The organism is Corynebacterium otitidis ATCC 51513, assembly GCF_000296405.1.
In the GTDB taxonomy this organism is placed as follows: domain Bacteria; phylum Actinomycetota; class Actinomycetes; order Mycobacteriales; family Mycobacteriaceae; genus Corynebacterium; species Corynebacterium otitidis.
Genome location: NZ_JH815192.1, coordinates 1 through 21109 on the forward strand (window position 1 = coordinate 1; position 21109 = coordinate 21109).

Below are 21109 nucleotides of genomic sequence, written 5' to 3' on the forward strand. Positions count from 1 at the left end.
CTGCGAAATCCGCAACCCTGTCTGGAAGCGGTGCTTCCTTCTGGGTGCTGCCGGCCGGAGTGCATCCGGCCTGCTCGGCGACGGGGCATAACTATACGAACCCCCACACCAGTCAGCAACACTGCTGGTCAGCGCGGGGTTTCAGGTCTGGGGCGTGGGGCTGTCGACGTCTTGCTGCGGGTAAAAGGGGCTTGTCGGCTGTCAGTGTGCCGTCGTCCCATCCCAGTGCCTTACTGGAGCTCGCGCCGTCGTCTATCTGTCGAGCAGCTCGCTCAGGCGGGCGACCAGCTCGCCACGCGGGACGGACCGCTGCTCCCGGGAGGAGAGGTCGCGAACCGTGACAGTGCCCGACTCGAGCTCGTCCGAGCCCAGCACGAGCGCGTAGGCGGCCCGGGCCCGGTCCGCGGCCTTCATCGCGCCCTTGAGGCCCTTGCCCCCGTAGGCCATGTCGGCGGAGATGCCCGCTCGCCGCAACTCGTCGACGATGAGGGCCATCGACCGGCGCTCCTCGTCCCCGAGCGGGACGCCGAAGACCGCGACGCGGCGGTGAACGTTGTCTGCATCGAGGTCGATCTCCTCAGCCTCGAGGGCGAGGAGGACGCGGTCGACGCCGAGCCCGAAGCCGATGCCCGAGAGGTCCTGTCCGCCGAGCTCCTTCATGAGGCCGTCATAGCGGCCGCCGCCACCGATGCCCGACTGGGCGCCGAGGCCGTCGTGAACGAACTCGAACGTGGTGCGCGTGTAGTAGTCGAGACCGCGGACGAGCCGCTTGTTGAGGGTGTACTCGACGCCCATGTCGTCGAGCAGCCCGGTGACCGTCTCGAAGTGGGCCTGACACTCCGGGCAGAGGTTGTCGGGCATGAGCGGCGCGTCGACGAGCTGCTCCTGGACCTCGGGGCGCTTGTCGTCGAGGACGCGCAGCGGGTTGAGCTCCGCTCGGCGGCGGGTCTCCTCGTCGAGATCGAGCTCGAAAAGGAACGCCTGGAGCTTCTCGCGGTAGGGGCCGCGACACTCCGAGCAGCCCAGGCTCGTGAGCTCGAGGCGGAAGCCGTTCAGTCCCACCGAGCGGTAGCAGCGGTCCGCCAGCGCGATGACCTGGGCGTCGAGGATCGGGTCGTCAATGCCGATGGCCTCGACGCCGACCTGCTGCAGCTGGCGGTAGCGCCCCGCCTGGGGGCGTTCGTAGCGGAAGAACGGCCCCGAGTAGCACAGCGTCACGGGAAGCTGCCCGCGGTCGAGGTGGTTGGCGATCACCGAGCGCATGACGCCGGCCGTGCCCTCGGGGCGCAGCGTCAGCGAGCGCCCGCCGCGGTCCTCGAAGGTGTACATCTCCTTGGTGACCACGTCGGTGGACTCCCCCACGCCGCGGGCGAAGAGCTGGGTGTCCTCGAAGACGGGAAGCTCGACGTGCTGGAAGCCCGACCGAGCGGCCTCGCCGACGAACCGGTCGCGCACGTAGGCGAACTCGGCGGACCGGGGCGGCACGTAGTCGGGCACGCCCTTGGGGGCGGACAACGCCTGAAACTTCTTCTCGCTCACGACGTACGAGTCTAGCGAGCCCCGAGACGCCGCCATCCGCCGGGAGCCCGGGCCCCGTGCGGGTGCGCCCGCGGGAGGTCGCCGCCGGCGGGTGCCGTTAGACTCTCATCGAAGGCCATCCAGCCCGAAAGCCCCGCCGCGGTACGGCCGGGGCTCGGCAGCGATATGTGGAAAGGGACACGGTGAACAACGAAGAACGCGGGCGCGAGGCGCTTGACGACCTGCGTAAGGCGCTCAAGGGTCGGGAGCGCTCGGAGCGCTCCCGGCCGGTGCTCATCGCCGTGGCGGCGGCCGCCACGCTCATCATCGTCGTGGGCGCGATCCTCTTCTTCGCGACCCGGGACTCCAGCGACGACGTCGCCGACGACGCGGACTCCGACGAGCCGGATACCAGCGAGGTCGAGCCGCTCGCCCTCGAGCGCGACGAGGAGCTCCCCGAGACGGTCACCTGCGAGTACGAGGACGACGGCCAGGAGCCGGCCCGTGACGTCGAGGCGCCCAACGGCGAGGACGTCAGCACCGACGGTAAGGTGACCGTCACGCTGGCGACCAACCACGGCGACATCGGGCTGAGCCTCGACCGGCAGCTCGCGCCGTGCGCGACGAACGCCATCGAGCACCTCGCCAAGGAGGGCTTCTACGACGACACCGTGTGCCACCGCATGACCGAGGGCACGCTCAACGTCCTGCAGTGCGGCGACCCCAACGGCGCGGGCACCGGCGGGCCTGGCTTTAAGTTCGCCAACGAGTACCCGACCGACGAGATCCTCTCCGACGAGGAGATCGCCAACCCGCAGGGCGCGAACCCCGAGGCGCAGCGCAAGGCCAACAGCCCGGTCGTCTACCCGAAGGGCACGATCGCGATGGCCAACTCGGGCCCGACGAACAACGGCAGCCAGTTCTTCCTCAACTACGAGGACTCGCAGCTCCCGCCGATGTACACGGTGCTCGGCACGATTAACGACGAGGGCCTCAAGACCCTCGAGAAGATCTCCGATCTCGGCATCAGCGGCGACACCAGCGACGGCGAGCCCGCCGAGGAGGTGCGCATCGAGTCCGCGACCGTCGCCTAAAAAAGCGACGCCCGAGGCACGCACTAAGGCCCCGCCGCCCGGGAGGTTTCCCTCCCCGGCCCGGCGGGGCCTTTCCCGTCTCCGCGGTCGCGGCGGCTACGTGCTAGCCCATGATGCGGTAGACGTCGAAGACGCCCTCGGCGTTGCGCAGCCTGGCGATGAGCGAGCCGAGCTGCTTCGTATCGGAGACGGTAAACGAGATCTGGATCGTCGCGATGTGCTCGTCCGACACCGAGGACTTCAAGGATTGAACCTTGACTCGCTGGTCGCTGAGGGTCTTGGTGATCTCCACGAGGAGGCCGTCGCGGTCGAGCGCCTCGACCTGGAGGGCGGCGGTGAACACCGAGCCGCCCCGCTCGTTGGCCCAGGCGACGTCGACGAGCCTTGAGGGCTCCTTCTTCAGCTGCGGCGCGTTCGTGCAGTCGGTCCGGTGCACGGAGACGCCGCTGCCGCGGGTGACGAAGCCGAAGATCTCGTCGCCGGGCACGGGCTGGCAGCAGCGCGCGAGCTTCGCCATGACGCCGGGGCTGTTCTCGACGAGGATTCCGGCGGTGCCCTTCGTCGAGTCGGGCCGCTCCTCGATGAGGTGGGTAAAGGGCGTGCGGCTGACGAGCTCCTCCTCGGCGGCGTCCTCGTCGCCGACGATCGCGAGCAGCCGCTGCGCGACGTGCTGCGCGGAGACCGCGCCCGAGCCGATCGCGGTGTAGAGCGCGTTGACGTCCCGGTAGTGCAGCTCGGTGGCCACCGCCTTCATCGACTCGGCGGTGAACAGCCGGTGCAGCGGCAGGCCGCCGCGCTGCACCTCCGCGGCGAGTGCGTCGCGGCCCGCCTCGAGGTGCTCCTCGCGCAGCTCCTTGCTGAACCACTGCCGGATCTTCGTCTTCGCCCGCGGGGAGACGACGAAGTCCTGCCAGTCGCGCGAGGGCCCGGCGTTCTCGTCCTTGGAGGTGAAGATCTCCACGCGGTCGCCCGAGTTGAGCTTCGTCTCCAAGGCGACGAGCTTGCCGTTAACCTTCGCGCCGATGCACGAGTGGCCGACCTCGGTGTGCACGGCGTAGGCGAAGTCCACCGGGGTGGAGCCGACCGGCAGGTTGATGACCTCCCCGCGGGGCGTGAAGACGAAGATCTGCTTCGCCGAGAGGTCGAAGCGCAGCGAGTCTAAGAACTCGTTGGGGTCGGCGGCCTCCTTCTGCCAGTCGAGCAGCTGGCGCATCCACGCCATCTGGTCGACCTCGGCCTGGTCGCCCTTGTGGGTGCCCTTGGTCTCCTTGTAGCGCCAGTGCGCGGCGATGCCGAACTCGGCGTTGAAGTGCATCTCGTGGGTGCGGACCTGCACCTCGAGGGGGCGGCCGGACTCGGTCATTACCGTGGTGTGCAGCGACTGGTAGACCCCGAAGCGCGGCGCGGAGATGTAGTCCTTGAACCTGCCGGGCATGGGGTTGTAGAGCAGGTGCACCACCCCAATGACGGCGTAGCAGTCGGCGACGGTGTCGACGAGCACGCGGATGCCGATGAGGTCGAAGATCTCGTCGAACTCGTGGCCGCGCACCTTCATCTTCTGGTAGATCGACCAGTAGTGCTTCGGGCGGCCCTGCACCTCCGCGGAGATGTTGTTGTCCTTGAGCGACGCCTCGAGCTGGGAGCTGATCTCCTTGATCATCTTGTCGCGCTGCGGGGCGCGGTCGGCGACGAGGCGGACGATCTCGTCGTACTTCTTCGGGTAGAGGATCGCGAACGAGAGGTCCTCGAGCTCCCACTTGATGCTCGCCATGCCCAGCCGGTGCGCGAGCGGCGCGATGACCTCGAGGGTCTGGCGGGCCTTCTTCTCCTGCTTCTCGGGCGGCAGGAAGCGCATCGTGCGCATGTTGTGGAGCCGGTCGGCGACCTTGATGACGAGCACCCGGGGGTCCTGCGCCATGGCGACGACCATCTTGCGCACGGTCTCCGCCTCGGCGGCCGCGCCGAGCGCGACCTTGTCGAGCTTGGTGACGCCGTCGACGAGGCGGGCGGTCTCCTGCCCGAACTCGTCGGTGAGCTGCTTGAGCGTGTAGTCGGTGTCCTCGACGGTGTCGTGCAAAAGCGCCGCGACGATCGTCGTGGTGTCCATGCCGATCTCCGCGGCGATCGTCGCCACGGCGAGCGGGTGGGTGATGTACGGGTCGCCGGACTTGCGGTAGACCCCGTCGTGGAGCTTGTAGGCCCTGGTGTACGCGCGGTCGATGAGCTGCGCGTCGGCCTTGGGGTGGTATTGGCGGTGGATCGCCAGAAGCGGGGAGAGCACCGGGTTTTCCCGGTGCTTCGACCCCGCGAGGCTCCGGGCCAGGCGGGCGGGGATCCCGCGGACGCTCACTCCGCGCTGCCGTGTCCGATCCTCACTCATGCTACGAGTCTAGCGCGGCGGCTTTCCTAGTCCGGCTATCCAGTCGCCCTAGCCGTTGCCGAGCACGACGAGGTTCTCCGAGCCGACGGCGTCGCGCCCGCCGAGCCCGTCGACCTCGAGGACGACGATCTTGCCGGCGTTGATCGCGCCGGTCTTCTCCACGAGCCGGCTCGCGGCCGCGAGCGTCCCGCCGGTGGCGAGCACGTCGTCGATGAGCACGACGCGTCGGCCCTCGAGATCGAGCCCCTCGGCGAGCACCTCGAGGCTCGCGGTGCCGTACTCGAGCTCGTAGTCCTCGCGGATGACCGGCGGGGGGAGCTTCCCTGCCTTGCGGATCGCGAGCACCCCGATGCCCAGCTCGTAGGCGACCGCGGAGCCGAGCAAAAAGCCGCGCGCGTCGAGCCCGCCGATGAGGTCGGCGCCGAGGCGGCGCGCGGCGTCGACGAGCCCGTCGATGACGGCGCGGAACGCCGCCGGGTCCGCGAGCACCGGGGTGAGGTCCTGGAAGACGACGCCCTTCTCGGGGAAGTCGGGCACGAGCCGCAGCTTCGCGTCGAGCGCGGCCTTCGCTGAGGGGTAGGTGTCGGTCACGGTGGTGTCCTCGTCGTTCACGATGCTCGGTTCTCCTGCCGCCCGCCTACGACGGGCGGGCCTCGATCGGGCGCGGCGGCAGCTTAAGGCGCTAGGGCCGCCACGTGGTGCTGCCGCGCTCCCCCGCCTCGTCGGCAGGCCGGCCCGGGGTGCTCACCCGGCGGGAGCCCTGCGGCACGGCCTCGGCGCCCTCCTCCGGGGTGACCTCGCGGTCCTCCGGGGCGTCGGGCACCTCGCCGGCGCGGAAGCGGCGCACCTCCTCGTTGTGCTCGCGCACGCGCTTCGAGCGCGACGCGACCGACACGAGGATAGGCGTCGCGAGGAAGATCGAGGACATCACGCCCTCGATGACGCCGATGAACTGGATGAGAGCCAGGTCCTTCAGGTCGCCGACGCCGAGCAGCCACACGGCCACGACCAGCAGCGCGATGATCGGCAGCGCCGAGATCACCGACGTCGAGATCGAGCGCATGAAAGTCTGGTTCACCGCGGCGTTCGCGGCCTCGGCGTAGGTCTGGCGCCGCGAGGAGAACAGCCCGTCGGTGTTCTCCCTGACCTTGTCGAAGACGATGACGGTGTCGTAGATCGAGAACGACAGCACGGTGAGGAAGCCAATGACCGCCGCCGGCGAGACCTGGAAGCCGAAGAGCGCGTAGAGCCCGGCGATGACGACCGCGTCGACGAGCAGCGCCGCCATCGCGGCGATAGCCATCTCGCGGCGCAGCCGCAGCGCGATGTAGAGGAACGCCAGGCCGAGGAACACGACCATGGAGATGAGCATCCGGGTCGTGATCGTCGAGCCCCAGGACTCCGAGACCGCCGAGACGCCGATCGCGTCAGGGGTGGGCTCCCCGTTCGGGCCGGTCGGCTGGAAGCGCTCGTAGAGCGCCTCGCGGGCGTCGTTGGCCTGCTCCTCGGTAAGCCGCTCGGAGTGGATCTCCACGGTGGCGGAGTCCCCGGAGCCGACGACCTGCACCAGCTCGGGCTCCTCGCCGGTGGCCTGCTCGAACTCCTCGGAGACCTCCTCGACGACGTAGTCGTCGTCCGGCATCGAGAGCTTCGTGCCGCCCTCGAAGTCGATGTTTAAGTCGAAGCCGCGCACGAGCACCGCGACGACGCTGATGAGCAAAAGCGCCGCGGTGATGCCGTACCAGAGCTTCGTGCGGCCGATGAAGTCGATGCCGCCCTCGCCGGTGGTGATCCGGTCGAGCAGCGAGTCCTTCTCGTCGGCGCCCTCGCGAGGCGCGTCGGTGGTGGTGGGGTTGGTCATGTTAACGCTCCTCGCTTTCCGGCGCGGGCGCGCCGCTCTCCGAAGCCCCGGGCGGGGTCTGCCCACCGGCGCCCACGGCGATCGGGCCGGCGGCGGCCTCCGACGAGGACTGGTCCGCGCGCCGGCGCCGGTTGCGCTCGGCGATCTTAAAGACCTTGCCCATGCCGTTGACCGAGGGCCGCGCCCAGAAGGGCCGCTGCGCCGCGAGAATCATGAGCGGGGCGGTGATGGTGTAGGTGACGAGCAGGTCGAACAGCGTCGTCATCCCGAGGGTGAAGGCGAAGCCCTTGACCTGGCCGACGGCGAGGAAGTAGATGACCACCGAGCCGATGAGGGTGACGATGTTGCCCGTGACGATGGTGCGCTTCGCGCGCTTCCAGCCGCGCCCGGTCGCCGAGCGGAACGAGTGGCCCTCGCGCACCTCATCCTTGATGCGCTCGTAGATGACGACGAACGAGTCGGCCGTAGCACCCAGGCCGATGATGAGGCCCGCGATGCCGGACAGGTCGAGCGAGTAGCCGATGAGCCGGCCGAGCACGATGAGCGTGCCGTAGACAAGCGCGGCCGCCGCGGCGAGCGTGACGATCGAGATCACGCCGTAGAGCCGGTAGTAGGCGAACACGAAAATCGCGATGAGCAGCAGGCCCACGGCGCCGGCGATGAGGCCGGCCTGCAGGGAGCTCTGCCCCAGCGACGCGGGGATCGACTCCTCCGTGCCGCCCGGCTCGCCGTCCTCGCCCGCGAACGACAGCGGCAGCGCGCCGTAGCGCAGGTTGTTCGCGAGACCCTGGGCCTCCTCCTGACTGAAGTCGCCCGTGATCCTCGTCGCGGAGCCCACCGGCGTCGCCGACTGGATGACCGGCGCGGAGAGAATCTGCGAGTCGAGGGTGATGGCGATCTGCCGCTGGAGGTACTCCTGGGTGAGCTTCGCCCACGTCTCGGCGCCGCCGCCGTGCGCGAAGCTGAACGATACCTGCATCTCGCCGGTCTGCGGATCGTAGCCGCCCTGAATGGGCTGGTCGGTATCGATCGCGTTGCCGGTGAGCCGCTCCGGGTCGTCCGCGTCCTCCTCGCCCTCGAGGACGGGGGCGGGCTTGAGCAGCAGCGGCACGGTCTGCTCGTCGTCTGCGTGGCAGGCGACCAGCGGCTTCGCCGGGTCGTCGGTGCCGGCGAGCGGGTCGGTCTCCGCGGTGCAGTCGATGAGCGTCATCGCGGCCGACTGGTCCGTCGGGTCCTCCGACTGGCGGTCCTTGAGCAGCACCTCGGTGACCTCCTGGCGGCGGTCCTGCGCCTCCAGGGAGTTCGCCGGCTCGTCGAGCGGCTCCGCGGTGATCTCCGGGGCCTCGATCTCGCCCGCGCCCTCGGGCAGCTGGCCGGTCTCGCGCACCTTGTCGAGCTGGCCGTTGAGCACATTGAGGGTCGAGTCGATGCGCTCCTCGGCCTCCTCCTTGGTGATGACGCCGTACTTCACCCAGCGGTTCGCCATGTCGCCGAGCCGCTCGGTGTACTGCCCGAAGTCGGGCTGGGGCGCCTGGTCGACGGGCCGGAAGAGCAACTGGGAGGTCTGGCCGACGGCGCGCGCCTCGCCCGAGTCCTCGCCGGGCACGGTGATGACGAGCGTGTCGCCGTCGGTGATGACCTCCGCGCCCGAGACGCCCATGCCGTTGACACGGTTCTCGAGGATGGTGCGCGCCTGGTTGAGCTGCTCCTGCGTGGGGTCCTCGCCCTGCGGCACGAGCGTCACCCGGGTGCCGCCCTGCAGGTCGATGCCGAGCTTCGGGGTGAAGCTCTTGTCCCCCGTCGTGCCGACGAGCACGTACACGGCGACGACGAGGGCGAGGAAAAGCCCGATGAGCTGCCACGCCCGCGCCGCGGCGCTCCTCTTCTGGCCGCCTGCGCGGCGAGGTTTGCGTTGGGACACTTCTAGCGGATCTCCTTATCGACTTCCCGCGATCCGGTGGTTGCAAACGGGGACGCCGGCAGGCGGGCACGCAGGCGTCGCCCCCGCGGGCCGCGGTGGGACAGGCTGAACTATAACGCGCCACTCGCCCGCCGACACCCCTCGGGCCCGGCCGGCGCGCCGCCCTCAAGCCCGGGATCGCGGCGCCCGGCCGGGTCAGCGGGCCGGATAATACGGCAAAAAGGGGCGGCCCCCGGCGGGCGTCGCCGCCCGGGGACCGCCCCTAAAAGGAGGGCAGCCTTAGGAGTTCTTGTTGTCGTCCTCGGCGCCGAGCTCCTCGCGGTGGGGCTCCTCGGGGGCGTCGGCCTCGGCGGAGCTAGCCTCCGCGTTCTGCTGCGCGGGGCGGGCCTTGTTCTTGCTCATCGCCTGGAGCTGCTCCGGGAGGGGGACGATGCCGCGGCGCTCGAAGGTGGTGATCACCTCGGGCGCGATCTCGAGGTCGACGGTGCGCTCGTCGACGCGGCGGATGACGCCGTGCATGCCCGAGCCGGTGGTGACCCGCTGGCCGGGGGTAAGCGAGTTCTGGTACTCGTTGACCGTCTTGCGGGCCCGGTTCTGCTTCACGGTCGTCCAGATCATCACGCCGATGAGAACCAGGAAGAGAAGAGGCACGATAATTTCCATGCCTCATATGGTGCCAGACGCCCCCGGGGCGGCCAAGTCCCAGGAACGGTCCCGCGCCACCCCAGCCCGGGGGTGGGCCGCCCTATTCCTCGGCCGGGTCGCGGACCTCGACGAGGCCCTCGGGCGGCTCGAGGCCGAGGTGGCGCCAGGCGAGCGCGGTGGCCACCCGCCCGCGGGAGGTGCGCGAGACCAGGCCGGCGCGCACGAGGTAGGGCTCGCAGACGTCCTCAACGGTGCTGGGCTCTTCGCCGACGGCGATGGCGAGCGTGTTGAGCCCGACGGGCCCGCCGCCGTGGCCGACGACGAGCGCGTGGAGAACGGAGCGGTCGAGGGCGTCGAGGCCGAGCTCGTCGACGTCGAAGATCGCCAGCGCCCCGCGTGCGGCGTCAAGGTCGATGGCGCCGCCGGCGCGCACGTCGGCGTAGTCGCGCACCCGGCGCAGCAGCCGGTTGGCGATCCTCGGGGTGCCGCGGGAGCGGGAGGCGATCTCTACGGCGGCGTCGTCGGCGACGTCGACGTCGAGGATGTCGGCGGTGCGGCGCACGACCTCGGTGAGCTCCTCCGGGGAGTAAAACTCCATCTGGGCGGTGAAGCCGAAGCGGTCGCGCAGCGGGCCGGTGAGCATCCCGGAGCGGGTCGTCGCGCCGACGAGCGTGAAGGGCGGCAGGTCGAGCGGGATGGACGTCGCGCCCGGGCCCTTGCCGACGATGACGTCGATGCGGAAGTCCTCCATCGCCATGTAGAGCATTTCCTCGGCGGGGCGGGCGATGCGGTGGATCTCGTCGATGAAGAGCACGTCGCCCTCCATGAGGTTGGAGAGCATCGCCGCGAGGTCGCCGGCGCGCTCAAGCGCGGGGCCGGAGGTCATCCGCAGGCTCGCGCCGAGCTCCTGGGCGACGATCATCGCCATGGTCGTCTTGCCGAGACCCGGCGGCCCGGAGAGCAAAACGTGATCAGGGGTCACCCCGCGGGAGCGGGCGCCGCTGATGACGAGGCCGAGCTGCTCGCGGACCTTCTCCTGCCCGATGAACGAGTCGAGGCTTTTGGGCCTTAAGTTCTTCTCGCTGTCGCGCTCCCCGGGCTGGGCCGCGGGGTCCACGGCGTCGTTGCCGGGGCCCTGGAACTCGGTTCGCTCAATGCTCGACACCGCGGCCTCCTCAAGTCCGTGTGCTCTACTCCCCCGCCCGGCCGCCGCCGGGCGGGGGTTTTCGTGGTCATGTTGGGCTTAACGATAGATGCGACCCCGGCGGCGGGGCGATCGGTTCCCCGCGCGGGCCGGGGGGCTTGGCGCCTCCGGCTAGGCGCCGGGGCCGAGGCTGCGCAGTGCGGCGCGCAGCACGGCGGGCACGTCGGCGTCGGGGTTCGCTTCGGCGGCGGCGCGGGCCGCCTTCGCGGCGGCGGCGGAGGTGAAGCCCAGCCCCTCGAGGGCCTCCGCGACGGGGCCGGCGGCGCCGGCGGGCTCGCCTGCCGCCTGGGCGGGGGCTTCGCCGTCGGGCTCCGCGAAGGTCGGGGCGGGGAGCTTGTCCTTGAGCTCGACGATCATGCGCTCGGCCATGCGCTTACCGACCCCGGGGACGCGCTGGATGGACTTCGCGTCGCCCGCGCCGATCGCGGCGGCGAGCTCCTCGGGGCTGAAGACGGACTCCACGGCGAGCGCGACCTTCGGCCCCACCCCGGAGACCCCCTGGAGGGTGTCGAAGAGCTCCCGGGACTCGGGGTCGGCGAAGCCGTAGAGGGTCACGGAGTTCTCGCGCAGAACGAGCGTGGTGAGCAGCCGAGCGGACTCCCCGCGGCGCAGCGTCGCGAGCGTGGCGGGCGTCGCGGCGACGGCGTAGCCGACGCCGGCGCACTCGATGACGGCCCCGTTGATGCCGAGGTCGACGACGGTACCGCTGAGCGAGGCGATCATCTCTGGGTGTCAGCTTCCCTTCTTCGGGCGGCCCGGCGGGGCCGGGGCGCTAGCGTGGCCCGCCGCCGCGGGCGGGGATGGTGCGCTGCGCAGTCTTCCACGCGTTCGGCGTGCGCTTGGCCTTCTGCCTCGCCTCGGCGAGGCGCCGCTGCGCGGGCGTGGCCGCCGGGTTATCGGGCCCGCCGGTCGCCGCGAGGAACGGCGCGCGCCACGCGTGGCACACCGCGAGCGCGAGCGCGTCGGCCGCGTCCGCGGGCTTCGGGGCCTCGCCGAGGCCGAGGATGCGGGTGATCATCGAGGTCATCTGCGCCTTGTCGGCGCGCCCGTTGCCGGTGATGGCCTTCTTCACCTCGCTCGGGGTGTACATGTGCACCTCGAGGCCGCGGCGCGCCGCGGCGAGCACTAACACGCCCACCGCGTGGGCGGTGTGCATGACGGTGGAGACCTCGCCGCGCTCGAAGACCCGCTCGATGGCCACGACGTCGGGCTCGTAGTCGTCCATCCACTCCCCGACCGCGTCGGAGAGCGTGAGCAGCCGCTCGGTGAGCGGCGCGCCCGACGGGGTGCGCGCCACGCCCACGGCCACGGGTTTCAGCGAGCGGCCGCGGCCGGTTTTCACGACGGAGAGCCCGCAGCGGGTCAGCCCCGGGTCGATGCCCATGACGTTGAGCCCCGCCGCGGGGCGCGCGCTAGGCGTCGAGCTGCTCGAGGACGTCGTCGGGGGCCTCCATGTTGGTGTAGACGTTCTGCACGTCGTCGGACTCTTCGAGCGCGTCGATGAGCCGCGCGATCTTCTTAGCGCCGTCGAGGTCGACGGGCGCGTCGACGGAGGCGCGGAAGTCCTGGTCGGCGTCCTCGACCTCGATGCCGGCGTCGGCGAGCGCCTCGCGCACGGCCGCGGTGTCGCCGGGGGTAGAGACGATCTCGAAGGTCTCGTCGAGCTCGTTGACCTCCTCGGCGCCCGCCTCGAGCACCGCGAGCATGACGTCGTCCTCGGTGACGCCGTCCTTCTTGACCTGGACGACGCCCTTGCGGTCGAACATGTAGGACACCGCGCCGGAGTCGGCCATGTTGCCGCCGTTCTTCGTCATCGCGGTGCGCACCTCGGTCGCGGCGCGGTTGCGGTTGTCGGTGAGGCACTCGATGAGCATCGCCACGCCCTGCGGGCCGTAGCCCTCGTACATCGTGGTCTGGTAGTCCGCGCCGCCGGAGAGCTCGCCCGAGCCGCGCTTGCGGGCCCGCTCGATGTTGTCGTTGGGAACGGAGGCCTTCTTGGCCTTCTTGATCATGTCATCCAAGGTGGGGTTGGCCGCGGGATCGCCGCCGCCGGTGCGCGCGGCGACCTCGATGTTCTTCACGAGCTTGGCGAACTCCTTGCCCCGCTTAGCGTCGTTGGCGGCCTTCTTGTGCTTGGTGGTCGCCCACTTGGAATGCCCTGACATGGCGTCCTTTCTCTTCGGGAAAGCGAAGAATTCTGCCCGGCCATCTTAGCGCGGGCCCGCCCGGGGCGGAAAGGTCCGCCCGGTTGTCCTTTCCACCTAGTCCCGCAGCGTGCGCGTGAGGCCCTCCTGGGCGACCGCGGCGACGAGCCGGCCGGAGGCGTCGTGGATGTGGCCCCGGCACAGCGCCCGGCCGTCCCCCGCGCGCGGCGAGACGCACGAATAGAGGTGCCAATCACCCAGCCGCGGGGTCGAAAACAGCCACAGCGAGTGGTCGAGGCTGGCCTGCTGCACCCGCGCGCCGGGGTGCGGCCCGAGCGCCGTGCCGAGCAGCCCGTAGTCGGAGAAGAACGCCAGACCGGCGCGCGCCTCGGCGGGCGTGGCGAACTCCTCGGCGCCGCGGTAGCGGAACCAGAACGCGAGCTCGTCCGGGCGGTCCGTGAGCGCGTCGAGCCGCTCCCAGTCGGGGTCCCAGTCGGCGACGTCGCCCGCGCCCGCGCCCTGCCCGGCGAGCTCCTTAGGGCCGGGGACCTCAGGGATCGGCGCCTCGTGGGCGGGCCCGGGGTCGCCGGGGCGCTGGAGGCTCACCGTGGCGCGGAAGACGTGCCGGTCGTCCTGGTAGGCGTCGGCGACGCGCACGGTGAAGCTGCGCCCGGCGCGCAGCGTCTCGACCGTCCAGGTGGTCTCCTTGGTGGCGTCGCCGGGGCGCAGGAACGTCGCGTGCAGCGCGTGGGCCTCGTGTTCGCCGGGCTCGGCCTCGGCGGCGGCGAGCCCCTGGCCGATGAACACCCCGCCGAAGGTGCGCTCGGGTCCCTCGGGGAACGCGGGCCCGACGAGCCTCTCGGGGCCGTCCTGTCGTAGGCGTATTTTCTGGGGTCCCGACACGGGAGTCCCGCCCCCTTTCCCGTCCTCGCTGGCGTGGTCGTCGCATAGGCGCCGCCGCGGATGTCGGGGCGGCGCGTGGGGCTCGATTCTAGGCGCGGGGCTCGGGCGGCGGGGGCTATTTAGGCGCCGACCTCGGGGGCGTGGAAGTAGTCGGGCAGGGGCGCGCGCCCGCCGAGGCGCAGCAGCCGGATGAGGGGTCGGGTGCGCAGCGCGCGGGTGTCGGCGACGGCCTCGTTGTAGAAGCGGTAGGCGAGCTCGACGCGGGCGCCCGCCTCGGCGATCGCGGCGGGCGGCTCGCCCTCGGGCTCCCGGCCGAGCGCGGCGAGCCTACGGCTGAGCCTCGCCTCGAGGGCGGCGCGGCGCCTGATTCCCGGGCCCTCGACCTCGATGGCGGCGGCCTCCTCGGCCTGCTCGGCGAGGTCGGGCACGAGCGCGCGGATGAGCGCGGAGCGCTGATCAAGCGCGGCCTGGAGCCTAAGCCTGGCGGAGTCGGTGCGGATGTGGAGCCGGTTGAGGCGCTGCGCGGTAAAAAGGGCCCACGCGAGCGCGGCGGTGGCGAGAACGGCGGCGGCGATGGCCCAGAACACGGCGTTATCCTCCTACCTGGCGTCGACGGTCGTGCCGTCGGCGACGGTCTCGTAGACGGCGAGGATCTGGTCGGCGACGCGCTCCCAGTCGAAGGCGCGGGCGCGCTCCCGCCCGGCGGCGGCGAGCCGGCGGCGCTCGGCGGGCTCGTGGATGAGCCGCTCGAGCGCGCGGGCGAGCCCGTCGGCGCTGCCGGTGTCGAAGAGCAGGCCCGCAGGAGACTCGGTCTCTGCGGCACACACGGCGCCGAAGGCCTCGAGGTCGGAGGCGACGACCGCGCAGCCGGCGGCCATCGCCTCGACGAGCACGATGCCGAAGCTCTCCCCGCCGGTGTTGGGCGCGACGTAGATATCGGCGCGGCCGAGCTCCGCGGCCTTGACCTCCTCGCTCACGCGGCCGAGCGCGCGCACGGGCACGCCGTGGGAGCGCAGCCGGCTACGCCCGCCGCCCATGACGGTGAGCCTCAAGCGCGAGCGGTCCGCCTCGGAGAGCCGGGAGAGCGCGCCGCTGAGCACGCCCAGGCCCTTGCGCGGCTCGTCGAGCCGCCCGAGGAACGCGACGGTGAGCGGCCGCTCGTCGTCGTTGTCGTCGTCGACGTGGCGGTCGGCGGCGGTGAAGCGGGCGGTCTCCACCCCGTTGGGGATGAGGACGGGGTCGCCGCCGAGCTGCTCGACCTGCCAGCGGCGCGCCAGCTCGGAGACCGCGATGCCGGCGCGGATCTTCTCCAGGAAGGGCCGAAGGATCGGCAGGAAGAAGCGCAGCACCCGCGAGCGGCTCGCCGAGGCGTGGTAGGTCGCGACGATCGGGCCGCTGGCCATCGCGAGCGCCGCCATGGAGAAGCTCGGCGAGTTCGGCTCGTGGAGGTGGAGCACGTCGAAGCGGCCGCGCTTGATGAAGCGGCGCACGTGCCAGGGCACCTGCGGGCCGATCGCGAGCCTCGCGACCGAGCCGTTGTAGACGATCGGCACCGCCCCGCCGCCGCGGGTGACGAAGTCGGGAAGCTCGGCGTTCTTGCCCGCCGGTCCGAGCACCTCGACGTGGTGGCCGCGACGCCGCAGCACGCCCGCGAGGTCGAGGATGTGGGCCTGCACCCCGCCGGGCGCGTCGAAGGAATAGGGGCACACCAGCCCAATCCGCACGGCTTTCCTACCCCTCTCCCTCGGCTCGGCGACGCTTCTTCGCTGCCTCGCGGTCGCGCCGCTCCTGACGGTTGAGGGGCACGTCCGCGGGCCACAGGGGTTGGAGCATATGCCAGTCGGCCGGGTGGCGGGAAATGTTCGCCGCGAAGAGGTCCGCGATCCGCTGCTGGATCGCGGCGACGTCCGCGTCGCGCGGGGCGGACACCCGCTCCGAGACGGAGATCCCCCACGCGTCGTCGCCCTCGAACCAGGAGTGCACGACGTGCAGCGCCGCGCCCGTGCGGCGCGCGAGCTCCGCCGCGCCGACGGGCATGGTGCACTCCTCGCCGAAGAACTCCACCTTCACGCCGCGGGCCTTCAAGTCGCGCTCCCCGAGCAGGCACACCACCCCGCCGGCCTCGAGCGTCTCGACGAGGCGCGGCATCGGCGGCTCCGAGCCGGTGAGCGGCAGCACCCGGAAGCCCAGCGACTCGCGGTAGTCGACGAACGCCTGAAACAGGCTCTCGGGCTTGAGGCGCTCCGCGACGGTGGTGAAGCTCTCGTAGTCGTGGACGAGTAGCGCGCCGGCCATGTCCCAGTTGCCGGTGTGCGGCAGCACGAGCACGACTCCCCTGCCCTCCCCTAGGGAGGCCTCGAAGCGCTCCCGCCCCACCACCATGCGGCCGAGTCGCTCCTGGAAGTCTTCGCGCCTCGCCAGCGCCGGTAGCCGGAAGGCTTCTGCCCAGTATCGCGCGTAGCTGTAGACCGCCTCGGTCACCAGGCGGCGGGTGACGTTCGCGGGCCCGACGACGCGGGAGAGGTTGCGCCGCAGCTGCGGCATGCCCCGCCCGCCCCGGGAGACCGCCCGCGCGGCGATCCGGCACGCGGCGCGCACCGCCGGCTCCGGCACGAGCCGAACGAGCCGCCAGCCCGCCAGGTAGCCCGCCGCCTGCCAGTCGACCATGCTCTCCCCTTTTACTCTCCTGCCTGCGCTGTCGTCGCGGCCGCTAGCGCGCGCCCGACGCCCCGGCCGGCGGGGCGGTCGGCTCGCCCGCCGCGGGATCCTTGGCTGCCATGCGCAGCCGCTGGACGACGGTGAACACCGAGCCCACAGCGAGCAGCCACAGCGCCACGTCGATGGCGTACGGCACCCCGACGCCGTGCAGGCCTAAGCCCACGAGCCCGATGATGAGGCGCTCGGCGCGCTCGACGAGGCCGCCCTCCATGCGGAAGCCGTTGGCCTCCCCGCGGGCCTTGACGTAGGAGGTCACCTGCGAGCACACCAACACCGTGAGCGACGCCGCGACGAGCGCGCCGTGCGCGTTGTAGGAGTCGACGAGCCAATAGGTGATCGCCGCGAACAGCGCCCCGTCGGTGATGCGGTCGCACGTCGCGTCCAGCGTCGCGCCGAAGCGCGTGCCGCTGTCGCGCAGCCTCGCCATCGCCCCGTCGATGAGGTCGCTCGCCGCGAACAGGCCCGACAGGATCGCCGCGAGGGTGAGGTAGCCCGCGGGGATGAGCAGCACCGCCACGAGCGTGGCGCCGGCCGCGCCGACGACGGTGACGACGTTCGGGGAGACGCGTGCCTTGAGAAGCCCGCGGGCGATCGGTTCGATGAGCACCTCGGTGGGCCGGCGGCCCCGCACGCTAAGCACGACGCCGCTCCCCCGCCTCGACCTCGCGCCAGGCCGAGGCAAGGCGCCGCCTGGTCTCCTTGAGCAGCTCGGGCAGCACCTTCGTGCCGCCGAGCACAGTCATGAAGTTCGCGTCCCCCGACCAGCGGGGCACGACGTGCTGGTGGAGGTGGCTGCGCACCGAGCCGCCCGAGCCGGAGCCCAGGTTGAAGCCGACGTTGAAGCCCTCCGGCTCGTCGATGAGCTTGAGCGCCCGGATCGCGGTGACGGTGAAGTCCATGAGCTCGACGCGCTCCTCGGCGGTGAGCTCCTCAAGCTCGGTGACCTGCCGGTACGGGATGACCATGACGTGGCCCGCGTTGTAGGGATAGAGGTTGAGCAGGCAGTAGACGGTGCGCCCGCGCGCGACGATGAGCGAGTCCTCGTCGTCGTGGCGCGGCGCGTCGAGGAACGGGTCGCCCGATGACTCCTCCCCGGAGTCCTTGGCGCCGTCGGCCTCCTCGCCCTCGCGCTCCTCGGGCGCGGCGGCGATATAGGCCTTGCGGTAAGGCGCCCACAGCCGCTCGATGCCGTCGGGCCGGCCGTAGCCTGTGTCCACCCACGAGCCCCCGGCGGGGCCGGGTTGCCCGGGCTGCTCGCTGTCGCTCATCGTCGCACCTTCCTCACGTCGCGCGGATCGCCTGGCATTGCGCTGTCGCCGACCCCGCGGGCTAGCCGCGCTCGGCGCTCACCAGCGCCTCGTCGGGCTGCTCGTTGCGCCGGGAGGCGACCCACGCCGCGATGAGCTCGACGGCCTCGTCGACGGGCACGCCGTTGAGCGTGGAGCCGTTAAGGAACCGGAAGCTCACCGCCCCGGCCTCGACGTCGCGGGCGCCCGCGACGAGCATGAACGGCACTTTTCGGGTGGTGTGGGTGCGGATCTTCTTCTGCATCCGGTCGTCCGAGCCGTCGACCTCGGCGCGCACCCCGCGGGAGCGCAGCCTGGCCGCGACCTCCTCGAGGTGGCTGGCGAACTCGTCGGCGACGGGGATGCCGACGACCTGGTGCGGCGCGAGCCACGCCGGGAACGCGCCGGCGTAGTGCTCGAGCAGCACGCCGAAGAACCGCTCGATCGAGCCGAAGAGCGCGCGGTGGATCATCACCGGGCGCTTCTTCTGCCCGTCCGGGGCGGTGTACTCGAGACCGAAACGCTCCGGGAGGTTGAAGTCGAGCTGCACCGTCGACATCTGCCAGGTGCGCCCGATCGCGTCGCGCGCCTGGACCGAGATCTTCGGGCCGTAGAACGCCGCGCCCTCCGGGTCGGGCACGAGCTCGAGCCCGGAGCGCGTCGCGACCTCGCGCAGCGTCTCGGTGGCGCGGTGCCACACCTCGTCGCTGCCAACGTACTTGTTCGGGTCGCGGGTGGACAGCTCGAGGTAGAAGTCGTCGAGCCCGTAGTCCTTGAGCAGCGAGATGATGAACTCCAGCACCGTGGTGAGCTCGTCCTCGAGCTGGTCCTCGGTGCAGTAGATGTGCGCGTCGTCCTGCGTGAAACCGCGCGCGCGGGTCAGCCCGTGCACGACGCCGGACTTCTCGTAGCGGTACACCGTGCCGAACTCGAAGAGCCGAAGCGGCAGCTCGCGGTAGGAGCGGCCCCGCGAGGCGAAGATGAGGTTGTGCATCGGGCAGTTCATCGGCTTGACGTAGTAGTCCTGCGCCGGCTTCGTGACGTTGCCCTCGGCGTCGGTCTCCCCGTCGAGCTGCATCGCCGGGAACATCCCGTCGGCGTACCAGTCGAGGTGCCCCGACTTCTGGAAGAGGTCGCCCTTGGTGATGTGCGGGGTGTTGACGAACTGGTAGCCCGCCTCGATGTGGCGCTCCCTGGAGCGCTGCTCCATCTCCTGGCGCACAATCCCGCCGTCCGGGTGGAAGACGGGCAGGCCCGAGCCGATCTCGTCGGGGAAGCTGAACAGGTCGAGCTCCTGGCCGAGCCGGCGGTGGTCGCGGCGCTCGGCCTCCTCCATCATCGTGAGGTAGTCGTCGAGTGCCTCCTTCGACTCCCAGGCGGTGCCGTAGACCCGCTGGAGGCCCGCGTTGTTCTGGTCGCCGCGCCAGTATGCGGCCGAGGTGCGGGTGAGCTTGAACGCCGGGATGTACTTCGTCGTCGGCACGTGCGGCCCGCGGCACAGGTCGAACCACTCGACGTCCTTGGTGCGCGGGTTGATGTTGTCGTAGGCCGTCAGCTCGCCCTCGCCGACCTCGGTGGCCTCGTCGGAGTCGGGGTCGACGTTGCCCTTGTCGTCGATGAGCTCGAGCTTGTAGGGCTCGTCGGCGAGCGCCTCGCGCGCCTCCTCCTTGCTCGCCCACACGCGGCGGGAGAACTTCTGGCCCTGCTTGATGATCTTCTTCATCCGCTTCTCGAGCGTGCGCAGGTCCTCCGGGGTGAACGGCTCGGCGACGTCGAAGTCGTAGTAGAAGCCGTTCTCGATCGCCGGCCCGATGCCGAGCTTCGTGCCGGGGAACTCGCGCTGCACCGCCTGGGCGAGGACGTGCGCGCACGAGTGGCGGATGACCGCCCGGCCGTCCTCGGAGTCCGCGGGCACCGGCTCGAAGGCCTCGTCGGCCTCCGGGATCAGGGAGAGGTCCTTGATCTCCCCGGCCGAGTTCCGGGCCGCGACGATCGCGCCCGGCCCCTTAGTGGGCAGGTCCGCCTCGCGGACGACCTGGCCGATCGGCGTGCCGGCGGGCACGGTCACGGGCTTGAGCGGGGTTTCCGGGGCGACGTTGAGCGCGTTGGCCATGGGGGAAATCGATGCTCCTTCACTCGAGCTCTCGGCGGCGGCGCCATACCGGGGCGCGGCCGCGGGCGACTGGATCGCGCGCCCGAAAAGCCGGCGACCCGGCCTCTTCGGGCCGGGACCGCCGCCCCGCGCGGCGGCGGGGGCGGCGGGCGGCCGGAGGTCGGAGCCGGTCGGGCGCTGCCGATTAAATATCCTACAGGCGCCCTACCCCGCGCCAAGCAGCCCGGCGGCGAGGAAGCCGCCGGGGCGATTCTCCGCGCCGCGGGGTACCGCGTAGACCGCGGAGCCGACGTGGGTGAACCACTCGCTCATCCGGTCCGCCTCGGCGAGCCGGCGCTGGATCGGCACGAACTGCTCGCCCGGGTCCTTCTGGAAGCACACGAAGACGAGCCCGGACTCGCCGGGGACGGGGGCGTCGGCATAGGAGTAGGAGCGACGCAGCAGCCGCTGCCCCGGCTTGTCGCGCGGCGGCGTGGCGCGCGCCGCGTGCGAGAACTTGTCGACCTTGGGCAGCCCCCGCTCGTCGAGGACCGCGGTGTCAATGTCGTTGAACTCCCCGCCGCCCGAGAGCGGCGCGCCGTCCTTCAAGTCGCGGCCCAGGGCCCGCTCCCTGGAGGCGCGGTCGAGGGCCTGCCAGCCGTCGAGGTCCATGGAGATGCGCCGCACCACCATCGCGGTGCCGCCCATCAGCCAGTTCGGCCCGGAGTCGATCCACACCTGCTCGGCGAGCTCGTGGTCGCCGCGGGGGTTGACGGTGCCGTCTTTCTGGCCGAAGAGGTTGCGCGGCGTGCCGCGGCCGTGCCCGCCCCTCGGCAGGAAGCCCTCCTGGACCCACGCGGTCGTGGCGACCGCCGCCGCGGCGCGCAGCAGGTGCCGGGAGGCGTAGCTCAGGGCCAACCGGTCGTTGCCGCAGAGCTGCAGCACGAGGTCGGTCTGGCCCCAGCGATCCTCGAGCTCGTCGCCGGCGAAGTGCTCCAGCTCGCCGAGCCAGGCAGGCCGCTCGGCCTGGAGGCCGAGCCGCTCGAAGAAGCCCGGCCCGAGGCCGACGGTGACGGTGAGCGCGCCCGGCGAGGCGGCGATCTCCGGCTCGAGGCTGCCCAGCGGCGCGGAGCCGGCGCACAGCCGGCGCGCGTCGTCGGTCCACACCCGCATGAGGTTGCGGACGCGCTCGCGCGTCGCGCCCTCGGCGAGGTCGAGCCCGACGAGGCGGGCGTGGTCCTGGGGCGGGGTGGCGATCCCCGCCTGGTGCGCGCCGTCGAAGTCGACCGTGTCGGCGGGCTCGCCGGGCTCGCCGCTCGGCTCTGCCGCGGCCGCGGGCCGGG

Annotated in this window: 19 protein-coding genes; 1 reads left to right on the forward strand and 18 read right to left on the reverse strand. The window is 71.4% G+C overall.

Features of this window, described 5'->3' with window-relative positions:
* Positions 1-252 precede the first annotated feature (252 nt).
* The gene (gene hisS, locus HMPREF9719_RS00005; protein ID WP_004599891.1) at positions 253-1575 is read right to left on the reverse strand and encodes a histidine--tRNA ligase; all 1323 of its coding nucleotides are present in this window, start codon (positions 1573-1575) and stop codon (positions 253-255) included.
* A 146-nt stretch (positions 1576-1721) separates the two neighbouring features.
* On the opposite strand from hisS, the gene HMPREF9719_RS00010 reads away from it, so the two are divergent.
* Complete coding sequence (locus tag HMPREF9719_RS00010; protein WP_004599892.1) at positions 1722-2612, forward strand: peptidylprolyl isomerase; 891 nt, start codon at positions 1722-1724, stop codon at positions 2610-2612.
* A 103-nt stretch (positions 2613-2715) separates the two neighbouring features.
* Here the strand turns inward: HMPREF9719_RS00010 and HMPREF9719_RS00015 are convergent, their stop codons facing one another.
* The 17 genes from HMPREF9719_RS00015 to HMPREF9719_RS00095 all read right to left on the reverse strand — a co-directional run.
* Complete coding sequence (locus tag HMPREF9719_RS00015) at positions 2716-4992, reverse strand: RelA/SpoT family protein (RefSeq protein ID WP_004601835.1); 2277 nt, start codon at positions 4990-4992, stop codon at positions 2716-2718.
* Between the two features lie 48 nt (positions 4993-5040).
* On the reverse strand, positions 5041-5604 hold the full coding sequence (locus HMPREF9719_RS00020; RefSeq protein ID WP_004599894.1) for an adenine phosphoribosyltransferase: 564 nt from the start codon (positions 5602-5604) through the stop codon (positions 5041-5043).
* A 70-nt stretch (positions 5605-5674) separates the two neighbouring features.
* Entirely contained in the window at positions 5675-6853 is a 1179-nt protein-coding gene (gene secF / locus HMPREF9719_RS00025; RefSeq protein WP_004599895.1) for a protein translocase subunit SecF, read from the reverse strand.
* Between the two features lies 1 nt (position 6854).
* On the reverse strand, positions 6855-8774 hold the full coding sequence (gene secD, locus HMPREF9719_RS00030; protein WP_004599896.1) for a protein translocase subunit SecD: 1920 nt from the start codon (positions 8772-8774) through the stop codon (positions 6855-6857).
* Positions 8775-9053: 279 nt separating this feature from the next.
* Positions 9054-9425 (reverse strand): preprotein translocase subunit YajC, encoded by a 372-nt coding sequence (gene yajC, locus HMPREF9719_RS00035; protein WP_237737868.1) that lies wholly within the window; start codon positions 9423-9425, stop codon positions 9054-9056.
* Positions 9426-9519: 94 nt separating this feature from the next.
* Positions 9520-10584 (reverse strand): Holliday junction branch migration DNA helicase RuvB, encoded by a 1065-nt coding sequence (ruvB, locus tag HMPREF9719_RS00040; protein ID WP_004599898.1) that lies wholly within the window; start codon positions 10582-10584, stop codon positions 9520-9522.
* Between the two features lie 150 nt (positions 10585-10734).
* Positions 10735-11346: a Holliday junction branch migration protein RuvA gene (ruvA, locus tag HMPREF9719_RS00045; protein ID WP_004599899.1), complete on the reverse strand. Its 612-nt coding sequence runs from the start codon at positions 11344-11346 to the stop codon at positions 10735-10737.
* A 49-nt stretch (positions 11347-11395) separates the two neighbouring features.
* Complete coding sequence (gene ruvC / locus HMPREF9719_RS00050) at positions 11396-12007, reverse strand: crossover junction endodeoxyribonuclease RuvC (protein WP_004599900.1); 612 nt, start codon at positions 12005-12007, stop codon at positions 11396-11398.
* A gap of 28 nt (positions 12008-12035) precedes the next feature.
* On the reverse strand, positions 12036-12788 hold the full coding sequence (locus HMPREF9719_RS00055; RefSeq protein WP_004599901.1) for a YebC/PmpR family DNA-binding transcriptional regulator: 753 nt from the start codon (positions 12786-12788) through the stop codon (positions 12036-12038).
* A gap of 96 nt (positions 12789-12884) precedes the next feature.
* Entirely contained in the window at positions 12885-13670 is a 786-nt protein-coding gene (locus HMPREF9719_RS00060) for an acyl-CoA thioesterase (RefSeq protein ID WP_004599902.1), read from the reverse strand.
* Positions 13671-13789: 119 nt separating this feature from the next.
* The gene (locus tag HMPREF9719_RS00065) at positions 13790-14257 is read right to left on the reverse strand and encodes a hypothetical protein (RefSeq protein WP_004599903.1); all 468 of its coding nucleotides are present in this window, start codon (positions 14255-14257) and stop codon (positions 13790-13792) included.
* 12 nt (positions 14258-14269) lie between these two features.
* Positions 14270-15394 (reverse strand): glycosyltransferase family 4 protein, encoded by a 1125-nt coding sequence (locus tag HMPREF9719_RS00070; RefSeq protein ID WP_004599904.1) that lies wholly within the window; start codon positions 15392-15394, stop codon positions 14270-14272.
* 7 nt (positions 15395-15401) lie between these two features.
* Complete coding sequence (locus tag HMPREF9719_RS00075) at positions 15402-16337, reverse strand: phosphatidylinositol mannoside acyltransferase (protein ID WP_004599905.1); 936 nt, start codon at positions 16335-16337, stop codon at positions 15402-15404.
* 43 nt (positions 16338-16380) lie between these two features.
* Complete coding sequence (pgsA, locus tag HMPREF9719_RS00080) at positions 16381-17028, reverse strand: phosphatidylinositol phosphate synthase (RefSeq protein ID WP_004599906.1); 648 nt, start codon at positions 17026-17028, stop codon at positions 16381-16383.
* Complete coding sequence (locus tag HMPREF9719_RS00085; RefSeq protein ID WP_004599907.1) at positions 17021-17656, reverse strand: HIT family protein; 636 nt, start codon at positions 17654-17656, stop codon at positions 17021-17023. The genes pgsA and HMPREF9719_RS00085 overlap by 8 nt, the downstream gene beginning before the upstream one ends.
* A 61-nt stretch (positions 17657-17717) precedes the next feature.
* Positions 17718-19787: a threonine--tRNA ligase gene (gene thrS, locus HMPREF9719_RS00090; protein WP_004599908.1), complete on the reverse strand. Its 2070-nt coding sequence runs from the start codon at positions 19785-19787 to the stop codon at positions 17718-17720.
* A gap of 204 nt (positions 19788-19991) precedes the next feature.
* On the reverse strand, positions 19992-21109 hold a 1118-nt coding region (locus HMPREF9719_RS00095), incomplete at its 5' end, for a Dyp-type peroxidase (protein WP_004599909.1).